The 9,772-nt window shown below is 31.7% G+C and carries 7 protein-coding genes and 13 tRNA genes; 1 reads left to right on the top strand and 19 read right to left on the bottom strand.

Annotation, left to right across the window (positions count from 1 at the left end; translation table 11 throughout):
• The 16 genes from GXK56_RS01565 to GXK56_RS01490 form a co-directional block, all read right to left on the bottom strand.
• Positions 1–72 (bottom strand) — tRNA-Lys (locus GXK56_RS01565).
• Positions 73–97: 25 nt separating this feature from the next.
• Positions 98–171: transfer RNA gene (locus GXK56_RS01560), tRNA-Gly, on the bottom strand.
• Positions 172–189: 18 nt separating this feature from the next.
• Positions 190–264: transfer RNA gene (locus GXK56_RS01555), tRNA-Gly, on the bottom strand.
• A gap of 6 nt (positions 265–270) precedes the next feature.
• A tRNA-Leu gene (locus tag GXK56_RS01550) sits at positions 271–355 on the bottom strand.
• 17 nt (positions 356–372) lie between these two features.
• Positions 373–448: transfer RNA gene (locus tag GXK56_RS01545), tRNA-Lys, on the bottom strand.
• Positions 449–452: 4 nt separating this feature from the next.
• Positions 453–527: transfer RNA gene (locus GXK56_RS01540), tRNA-Gln, on the bottom strand.
• A 3-nt stretch (positions 528–530) separates the two neighbouring features.
• Positions 531–606: transfer RNA gene (locus tag GXK56_RS01535), tRNA-His, on the bottom strand.
• Between the two features lie 5 nt (positions 607–611).
• Positions 612–688, bottom strand: a tRNA-Arg gene (locus GXK56_RS01530).
• A gap of 34 nt (positions 689–722) precedes the next feature.
• A tRNA-Gly gene (locus GXK56_RS01525) sits at positions 723–796 on the bottom strand.
• A 16-nt stretch (positions 797–812) separates the two neighbouring features.
• A tRNA-Pro gene (locus GXK56_RS01520) sits at positions 813–888 on the bottom strand.
• A 6-nt stretch (positions 889–894) separates the two neighbouring features.
• Positions 895–971: transfer RNA gene (locus GXK56_RS01515), tRNA-Arg, on the bottom strand.
• A 154-nt stretch (positions 972–1,125) separates the two neighbouring features.
• Positions 1,126–1,199: transfer RNA gene (locus GXK56_RS01510), tRNA-Gly, on the bottom strand.
• A gap of 4 nt (positions 1,200–1,203) precedes the next feature.
• A tRNA-Pro gene (locus GXK56_RS01505) sits at positions 1,204–1,279 on the bottom strand.
• Positions 1,280–1,615: 336 nt separating this feature from the next.
• Positions 1,616–2,095 (bottom strand): metallophosphoesterase, encoded by a 480-nt coding sequence (locus GXK56_RS01500; RefSeq protein ID WP_160683949.1) that lies wholly within the window; start codon positions 2,093–2,095, stop codon positions 1,616–1,618.
• A 155-nt stretch (positions 2,096–2,250) separates the two neighbouring features.
• Positions 2,251–2,862: an XTP/dITP diphosphatase gene (locus GXK56_RS01495; protein WP_160683946.1), complete on the bottom strand. Its 612-nt coding sequence runs from the start codon at positions 2,860–2,862 to the stop codon at positions 2,251–2,253.
• A gap of 28 nt (positions 2,863–2,890) precedes the next feature.
• A complete protein-coding gene (locus tag GXK56_RS01490; protein WP_160683943.1) occupies positions 2,891–3,868 on the bottom strand; it encodes an AIR synthase family protein in 978 nt (325 codons plus the stop codon).
• A 95-nt stretch (positions 3,869–3,963) separates the two neighbouring features.
• On the opposite strand from GXK56_RS01490, the gene GXK56_RS01485 reads away from it, so the two are divergent.
• Entirely contained in the window at positions 3,964–5,703 is a 1,740-nt protein-coding gene (locus tag GXK56_RS01485) for a hypothetical protein (protein ID WP_160683940.1), read from the top strand.
• A 50-nt stretch (positions 5,704–5,753) separates the two neighbouring features.
• On the opposite strand, the gene GXK56_RS01480 is transcribed toward GXK56_RS01485, so the two are convergent.
• The 3 genes from GXK56_RS01480 to ligA all read right to left on the bottom strand — a co-directional run bounded on the left by GXK56_RS01480 (position 5,754) and on the right by ligA (position 9,704).
• Positions 5,754–7,253, bottom strand: coding sequence for an ABC transporter substrate-binding protein (locus tag GXK56_RS01480; RefSeq protein WP_160683937.1), 1,500 nt, complete (start codon positions 7,251–7,253; stop codon positions 5,754–5,756).
• A 180-nt stretch (positions 7,254–7,433) separates the two neighbouring features.
• Positions 7,434–7,706 carry a hypothetical protein gene (locus GXK56_RS01475; protein ID WP_160683934.1) on the bottom strand — a complete coding sequence of 91 codons (273 nt, stop codon included), beginning with the start codon at positions 7,704–7,706 and terminating at the stop codon, positions 7,434–7,436.
• Positions 7,707–7,709: 3 nt separating this feature from the next.
• Positions 7,710–9,704, bottom strand: coding sequence for an NAD-dependent DNA ligase LigA (gene ligA, locus GXK56_RS01470; protein WP_202127804.1), 1,995 nt, complete (start codon positions 9,702–9,704; stop codon positions 7,710–7,712).
• Positions 9,705–9,772 lie beyond the last annotated feature (68 nt).

Raw genomic sequence — 9,772 nt, 5'->3', positions numbered from 1 at the left:
GCGTCATCAGGGATTCGAACCCTGGACACCCTGATTAAGAGTCAGGTGCTCTACCGACTGAGCTAATCACGCATAATATTATTTGTAAACATAAAAATGGAGCGGGTAGTGGGAATCGAACCCACCTTTCCAGCTTGGAAGGCTGGAGTATTACCAATATACGATACCCGCATATGTTAATTTTATAATTGGAGCGGAAAACGGGATTCGAACCCGCAGCCTCCACCTTGGCAAGGTGGCACTCTACCGTTGAGTCATTTCCGCTCATTTTGGTGCAGGTGAAGAGAGTCGAACTCTTACACCGTTAGGCGCTAGATCCTAAGTCTAGTGCGTCTGCCAATTCCGCCACACCTGCTTAACAATTATAAAATTTGGTGGCTCACCCGGGAATCGAACCCGGGACACCATGATTAAAAGTCATGTGCTCTACCGACTGAGCTAGTGAACCAAAATGGCAGGGATAGCAGGATTCGAACCTACGAATAATGGAGTCAAAGTCCATTGCCTTACCGCTTGGCGATATCCCTGTATGGGGTGAACGATGGGACTCGAACCCACGACAACCAGTGCCACAAACTGGCGCTCTACCAACTGAACTACGTTCACCATAATGGTGCGTTTTAAGGGATTCGAACCCCTGGCCCACGCCTTAGAAGGGCGTTGCTCTATCCAGCTGAGCTAAAAACGCATTTTCAATATGTGCTACAAACTTGTAGTTTGTATGGAGCGGGTAGTGGGAATCGAACCCACCTTTCCAGCTTGGAAGGCTGGAGTATTACCGATATACGATACCCGCATATGTTATGTTTAAATGGTCGGGGTGACAGGGATTGAACCTGCGACCTCATGGTCCCAAACCACGCGCGCTCCCAGCTGCGCCACACCCCGATTTAATGGTGCGTTTTAAGGGATTCGAACCCCTGGCCCACGCCTTAGAAGGGCGTTGCTCTATCCAGCTGAGCTAAAAACGCATATTAATTAAATCTTTTTGTTTTTTAAGACGTTTATTATTATATCTCGTCTCTGTGATTTTGTCAACCACTTTGTTTTGGAACGTTTATTATTGTAAACTGTTCCTGAAACTTTGTCAACACTTTTTTGCTACCATCAAATTTAAAAATTTAATGGAGCGGGTAGTGGGAATCGAACCCACCTTTCCAGCTTGGAAGGCTGGAGTATTACCGATATACGATACCCGCAAAGTGGTCGGGGTGACAGGGATTGAACCTGCGACCTCATGGTCCCAAACCACGCGCGCTCCCAGCTGCGCCACACCCCGATATTCAAAGCTTGTTTCTTGCTTGCCGCTTTTCTCTCAGCGACAATGATTATTCTACAATATCAAATGTGTTTCGTCAATACCTTTTTTAATATTTTCTAAAGAAATATATAAAAAAGTGATTAAAGCAAATATAACACTCCATAAAAAGCCTTTATTTAAGCCATTTTAACTCAATTGCAAGTTAATCGTGGTGAGTTATAAATTAAGACTTAAAAACCTTCAGCTTTTCTAAAATCAGGCGAATTGAAGGATAATTATGAAGTAATATTTTCCTTAATCATTCCTCATTCACCATTGATCAATCATCATTAACTAAAAATATAATTTCTATTTCTATTCTCTAATTTCTCTTAAATAAGTATCAATCTTTCCTGTATCATCAATATCAATAAAACCAACGCATCTTCCCTTTGATTTTGGCAGTGATACGCTTCCTGGGTTCATTAATATAAGGCTTCCCTCTTCTTCTATTAATTGTTGATGAGTATGGCCAAATAAAACAATATCAACTTCTAGCTCTTTTCCTCTATAATAAATATTATTTATTGAACTTTTTACTCCATATAGATCTCCATGAGTAAAAAATATCTTTCTTCCATTTACCTCTATAATATTTTCTTTAGGGTATTTTCCTGAATAATCACAGTTTCCTGCAACTGCATATACTTCGCCCTTAAAACCTTGTTCTAACAATTCAACATCTTCTATATTGTCACCTAAATGTATAAGTATATCTGCATCTTTTATTAATTCTTTAGCTAGCTTAATATATTTGCCCATTCTATGTGTATCACTAATCACTGCAACTAACATTTCATTCTATTCCTCCTACCTTAATAACTTGATATTTTCTTTAGTATTCTCTTGTCTTCTTAGATTTTAAATTTACATCTCGTATAAAAATTTCCTTTGGTAATACAATCTAATCATATTAATAATATGATCCTACATAATTATCTCTAAATGAATTATAAAAATTGACTAATAACACTCTTTAATTCTTTTAATGCCTTTCCCCTATGGCTAACTTGGTTTTTTTCTTCCCCCGTTAACTCTCCAAAAGTTTTATTTAATGGTTCATAGAAAAATAATGGATCATATCCAAATCCACCTTCTCCATGAAGTTCTTCTATAATATAGCCCCTTGCTTCTCCTGTAACTTTAAAATACTCTCCTTGGTCTGTAAACATAGCTAGCTGGCAAATAAACTTTGCTCCTCTGTTTTCTTTTGACACACCAGCTAAATTTTTTAACAGCTTTTCATTATTTTTTGCATCATTTCCATGCTCACCTGCATATCTTGCTGAATATATTCCTGGCTCTCCATTTAAACAATCAACAGACAATCCTGAATCATCTGCTAAAACAATAAAGTCCTTATCTCCTCTTTCTAATAAAAATTCATAGATTTCTCTTGCTTTCTTTTTAGCATTTTCTTCAAAAGTATTTCCATCCTCAACTACATCTATATCAATATTTTCATTTTCTAAAGATTTAACTTCTACATCAAGCTCTTTTAATATCTCTTTCATTTCCATTATCTTTTTTTTATTGTTGCTTGCTAATATTAATCTTTTCATCACTCTTTCCTCCTAAACTAACCTTTTCCTATTTTATATTAAACAGCTCATCTCTCTTTGGCGGCTCAACATTGATTTCCTCATTACCATCAACTAAGATACCACCATCTTCATATACCGATCCTATTATACTTGCTTCAATTCCTCTTTCATTAAGCATCTTAATTAATTTTTCTCCATTTTTGGTAGTAATCAGCATGCTACCTGAAGATATTAATCTAAGAGGATCTATTTGAAATTCTCTACAGATTTTTTTTGTTATGTCAAGCATAGGTATTTTATCCTTGTATATTTTAAAACCTTTGTGGGATGCCATAGCCACCTCAAACAAGCCCCCTAAAAGTCCACCCTCTGTTATATCATGCATTGAATTAACTCCAAATTCTCCGCCTATTTTCCCCTCTTCTAAAACACTAATTTTATCTATTAAATTTTTACCAAATTCTATTTCTTCTTTTGATAATACTTTTTTAACTCTTTCTTCATGATCATTTATTAAAATATACGTTCCTTCTAAGCCTATATTCTTTGTTACTATTATATGGTCTCCAACTTCTGCCCCTGCTGTCTTTATAGATCTTCCCTTTTTATTTTTTCCTATTACAGTAACAGATATAACCATCTTATTAACAGCACTTGTGACTTCTGTATGGCCTCCTATTATTTCAATACCTATTTTAGCTGCCTCTTCATCAATTTCATGCATAACTGTATTTATTTCTTCTACACTTGAAGATGTAGGTGCTAATATTGTAACTAAAATTCCTATAGGTTCTCCACCTGAAGACGCAATATCATTACAATTAATATGTACTGCTAGTTTTCCAACATTCTCGTTTGCTCCTGTTATGGGGTCTGTAGAAAATATTCCTTCACAATCTCCAAAATCGATTACTGAGCAATCCTCACCAACATCATTTCTAATTTTTACTTCGTTTCTTTTTATAGATTTATTATTAAATATAATGTTTCTCAAATCATCAAAATCTAATTTTCCTTCCTTCATTATGAAAAATCTCCTTTTATTTATATTTTATGCACTTTTCATTTGTCAGCTTCATATTAATGAATAGGACGAGAATTTTATGAGAGGTGTATATTTTGAAATATATAGGACCATTTTTTAGGATGAATAGTCTTTCCCAAAAAGAAATTAGTGGTCAGCTTTTTCATTTAGCAAAAGAATCCGTAAAAATCCTAGTATTGAACTCTAAATGTGGTCTTTTAGCACAAGTTAGAGTATCAAAAAAGGCTTCTATAAATGATATTAGCATATTAAATAATTTTTCACCACTATTATGCTTATATAGGAAAGCATCCCCTATGTTTGTTCATAACAAAACTAGTCATGGCTTTGACGAGTCAAGTTTTAAAAAAGAAATACTGCCTTCTACTAATGCTCTTATGACAATGTGTTTGCTTGAACTTGGGGAATATTATTCTCATTATGAGGAAGGAAACAGAAATGTACTATCACTTGAAAACCCATACAATTATCTTGCAAAAGAACAGCTTCAATTTTATTCTGAAAATCTAAGAAATAATGAAGGTCTATTTGTTGACAAAAAAAATATTTCTGATGGAAATTCAAAAGGATTTTCTTTAATCGATAAAGATGCTAATTTTAAATTTTCTGACCAAGCTTTTATGATGACCGCTTATTTATTATATTCTTATTATAATGAAGATGATGAAATCAGTAGTGATTACATTAAATTTTCTCACGAAATCTTAGATATGCTAAGAGACTATAAATCAGCCTTATATGATTTATCTTTTGGAGAACTTACCCAAATTTTTCTTGCTTTAATTATATTCTACAAATATTCTGATGACGAGGATGCAAAAAAACTCATTTTAGATTTAGGAGACTTTTTAATCACTAAATTTCAAGAAAAAGATTATTACGTAGATTCAATGGATGACTGCTGTTTATTTTATATCTGTTTAATAGAATCTTATAAACATACAGAGATAATCTCTTTTAAAGAAACAGCAAAAGAAATTATGGAAAAATTAATTAGTTTATATGATAATGATAAAAATATTTTTATTAAATTAAATGATAAAAAGGAATGTAAATATTCATGCTTAGAAATAAATCTATATCTTCTCGCCTTGATTATAAGTTCACTTGAAGAAGATAGCCCTACAGAATTAAGATCTATTATTTCTGGCATTTATAGAAAATTCTTTGTAAATGGAGGGCTTTTAACAAGCTGGCCTGAAGCTCCTACCTTGGATGAAGTAGAGAGATATAAAAAATTAAGTTTACGTTCAGATGATATGCTTGATGAAACTTATTTTAGGATGCCTGTATGTCCTACACCAAAAAGCACTGGATTAGCTCCAGTATTTGTTCGAAGTTTGACTTACTCAAAAAGGAAAGACACTCTAAGTGTTAGCAGAAGTTCTTTTGACAGCAATAAAAATATGCTTAATTTCTTTTTAATAATATATTTGCTTAAAGACATAGTTAAAGCTTTTATGGAATTTAATCTATCCTTAACCCCAGAAGCATCAATTAATATACGAACTACTAATTTAACTAATGACAATGCTTACGAAACTCCTATTAATAATTTGCCTAATAAAGAGTCTTCTGAGCCTATTAATATAAAAAATACTTTAGACTCCACTAATATTAAAGCTTCTAATATTTCAGATAATATTAAAACTTCTAATTCTTCAGAATTTTCGCCAAATAAACTTTCACTAAAAAATATTCCTAATAATATTTCATTAACTAAAAACAATATTCCTAAAATTAATTCTTCATTAAAAACTAAAAAGTATAAGAAAAATAAAGCTAAACATCCTCATAATAACAAAAAAGCTTAACTTTATAGATACCCAAAGCAACATCCTTATGGGTATCTATAAAGTTCCTTTTATTTAAATGCTGTGAAATCTATATTTCCATTTCCATCTAACTTTAAATCTGATACTTTATTAGAAATGGCTATATTTTCATTAGAAAAGACTAAGGGAAGCACATTATAATTATCAAACAAACTTTCCTCAAGGCCTGAATAATCATATTTTTTCTCATTTGCTTTTATTTTATCTAAAAGAGTTTTTTGGCCTGCTGTAAGGTATTCCTGAAAGTTTGAATAAAAACCTTGTTTATTATTAATATTTGCTTCATTATTTATTAAAACCATATCATATCTATTTCTTAATTCTTCATCTTCAAATTCTTCTTTTACCACACTATATTTTATAGTTGTATTAGTATTATTTTTAAACCATTCCTGAATACTTCTACATAAAATTCTATTTTCAATATTATCTTTACATAAGATAGTTAACACTTCAGGTTTTTGCCAATTTCCTTCGCCTTTATTACTAATAACCTTTCTAGCTTGTAACTTAGTCAAATCTTTTTTATCTTCTCTAAAAAAACTTCCTTCTGCAAGCTCGAATTTGTTATTGTTTGATATTTTGTAAGCTTCTATAGCCTTGCATACATCATTATAAATTTCTCTTCTCCCCTGTATGGGAATAGTATCACCCTTACTATTAATATACAAATATGCTGCATCCAATTTAGGAACTGTTATTAATTTTTTCCCTTCAGATAACTTATTAAGCTCACTTTCAGGTGGATTTATTACTATGTCTCTTTCAGAAACCTCATAGGATGCCATGGATTCTTCAATGCTATCATCAGTTACAATTTTAATAGCAGATATATTTACATCATTGCTTATTGAACTTCTCTTTAATGTAAACTGATCCTTAGTTATTGAACTAATTTTGTAATCTCCTGAATAAATCAACGTATCGTAATTATTTCTTATGTTTCTCCACATTACTAAGTATTTTCGCAATCTATATTGGGGGTTAGTTAACTCATTTAGAAAATTGTCATCCTTATTATTTAATCTTATAATTACGGAACTATCCGTTCCTTTTATTGCAACTCCGTTCTCAAATACAACTTTTCCTTCTTTATATTTCCTAGCTCCATAAACTTCAAGTAACCCTTGGATGTTTTTTTCATCTTCTTCCTTTAATAATTCCTTAAAAAATCCCACAATATCCTTTGGAGTTATTTTTGTTCCATCACTCCAAAAAACATCATCTCTAATTTTAAATTCATATTGAATTCCATCTGGATCTTTAACAACCTCGCTTGCTAAAGAAGGAATTATTTTATTATCCTGATCCTTTGAGACTAATCCTTTACTTACAGCACATATAATGTCTTCTTGACGCTTTGAAAGATTAGTTACCTTTTCTAGGTCATCAGGAATTGCCTCCATTCCATAAGTTATTGCTTCTTCTAAATTACCACTAGCCATATTATCACTTTCTCTATTTATAAATCCAACAAAAAATAAAATCACATATAGTAGAATGATTATATAAAAAAGTTTTTTTTTCATATCCTACCCCCTTTACCTTCATTTATATTTTGTATTATTGCCAAAACTTTCTTCTTATAATCATGGATATAAGCTTAAGAATAAAAAGGAGCATTTCAACTGGTCAAATTTTAACCAATTGAAATACTCCTTCATTAAGCTCAGATTATTAATTTAATTTTTATTATTGTTTCATATCCTCTACTTAACAAAGTTCAACATAAAGAAAATCAAAGAAGATGCTATTATAAAGCTAAAGGCTGCATAAATTATGCGCTTCTTACCATTTTCATTAATAAGAAATCTAACGCCTAAAATTGTCATAGTAATGCAAACTCCAAGCTGTATTGGCAAATAGGAATTAAAAATTTGCCCAACATAATAAAATTGATATGTTGTTGTAAAAGTACAAATTATTAAAATGCTTGTTACAAGAGCTGATGTAAACCCAAGCAAATTCACTAATTTTTTCATACTCTACCTCCTTAACATTTCCTCAAATTCTTCTTCTGAAATGACTTTAACCCCTAATTCCTGTGCTTTCGTTAATTTTGAACCAGCTGCTTCACCTGCAATTACATAGTCTGTCTTCTTACTAACACTTCCTGCTACTTTAGCACCTAAGCTTTCTAATTTTTCTTTTATCTCTGTTCTTGAATAATTTTGAAGTGAACCAGTTGCAACTACTGTCTTTCCTGCAAATAAATTTTCCACAACTTCTATTTCATTAAATTTAGGAGTGATACCTAAAGCTAATAATTCCTCTATTGTTTCTATTACTTTTTCTTCACTAAAGAACTCTACAACACCTTTTGCAACTATATCTCCAACATCCTGAACACTCACTAATTCTTCAAAGGTTGCATTTTTTAAACCTTCTATGGATTTAAATCTGTTAACTAAATCTTTTGCAGTCTTTACACCTACATTAGGAATACCTAAAGCATATATAAATGCAAACAATTCACAATCCTTACTCTTTTCAATAGCTTCCAAGAGATTTTGTGCTTTTTTAGGGCCAAACTTTTCTAAACCTACTAGTTCTTCTTCTTTTAGCTTATATAAATCAGAAATAGCTTTAATATTAAGTTTTTCAAATAACTGCTCTGCTGTCTTTTCTGAAAAACCTTCTATATTCATAGCTTCTCTTGATGCATAGTGAACTATACTCTTAACCATTTGTGGTTTACAAGATAAGGTATTTTCGCAGAAATAATGTGCTCCATTTAAGACCAAATGACTTCCACATGCAGGACATACCTCTGGCACTTTAATTTCTTCAGAACCTTCTAAGGATTCTGGAACAATGCCCATTATTTCAGGAATAACATCATTACTTCTACGGACAAATACTTCAGCACCAATTCTGACGCCTTTTCTTGCAATATCATCCATGTTGTTTAAGGTTGCTCTTTTAACTGTAACTCCTGCAAGCTCTACTGGTTCTAATATAGCTGTAGGTCCAACCCTTCCGCTTCTTCCAACATTCCATTCAACATCTAAAAGCTTTGTTGTTGCTTCCTGTGCTTCAAACTTATATGCAATTGCCCATTTAGGAAATTTAACTGTATATCCTAATAGTTCTCTTGTTCTAATATCATCAATTGCAATAACTAAACCATCTATATCATAATTTAAATCAAATCTTATATCTTCAATCTTCTTAATTTCTCTTTCAATATCCTCTAAAGATGTACAAACTTCAAGATAATCATCAACAGGAAGCCCTTGTTCTTTTATAAAATCCATCATTTCTAAATAAGTTTTAAATTGATTTCCTTCTTTATATCCCACATCATAAAAGAAAGCTGAAAGATTTCTTTTTGCAGTTTCTTTAACATTAAGATTTCGAAGCGCTCCAGCTGCACCATTTCTTAAGTTCTTAAGTGGTGTTTCAGAAGCTTCATTATATTTTTTAAAAGCCTCCTGAGTCATTACTGCCTCTCCATGAACTTCTAATATATCATTACTTGAAATTTTAAGTGGAATTGATTTTATGGTTTTTACTTGTGCAGTTACTTCTTCTCCCACACTTCCTGTTCCTCTTGTTGCAGCAATTTCAAGTATACCTTCCTTATTATATGTTAAATTGATTGTTAATCCATCAAACTTTTTAGTAACTACATATTTTAAATTAGGTAGATTTTCTCCTCTGCTTCTTGCTTCCTCAATAAACTTAACATTTCTATTGTGCCAATCCTTAATTTCTTGTAGGCTTTGAGCCTTATCTAAACTCCAAAGTCTTGCTTTATGAGTATACTTTGAAAATCCCTCTAAAACTACATCCCCAACTCTTAATGTAGGAGAATAGGGCAGTACATACTCTGTTTCTTTTTCCAACTCTTGAAGCTCATAATACATTTGATCATAATCCTTATCACTTACAGAAGGATTATCTAAAGAATAATATTCATATGAATATCTATTTAAGTTTTCCACAAGTTCTTTTATTCTTTCAATCTTATCCACAATTACCTCCACATTATTCTAATTACATTCACTTAAAATATAAAATTAATTTTAAAAATCTAATAATATTA

The sequence above is a fragment of the Clostridium sp. C2-6-12 genome, assembly GCF_009928485.1.
GTDB lineage: Bacteria > Bacillota > Clostridia > Clostridiales > Clostridiaceae > Clostridium.
The sequence above is the reverse complement of the archived record's forward strand: the minus strand, read 5'-3'. Positions and strand labels throughout refer to the sequence as shown.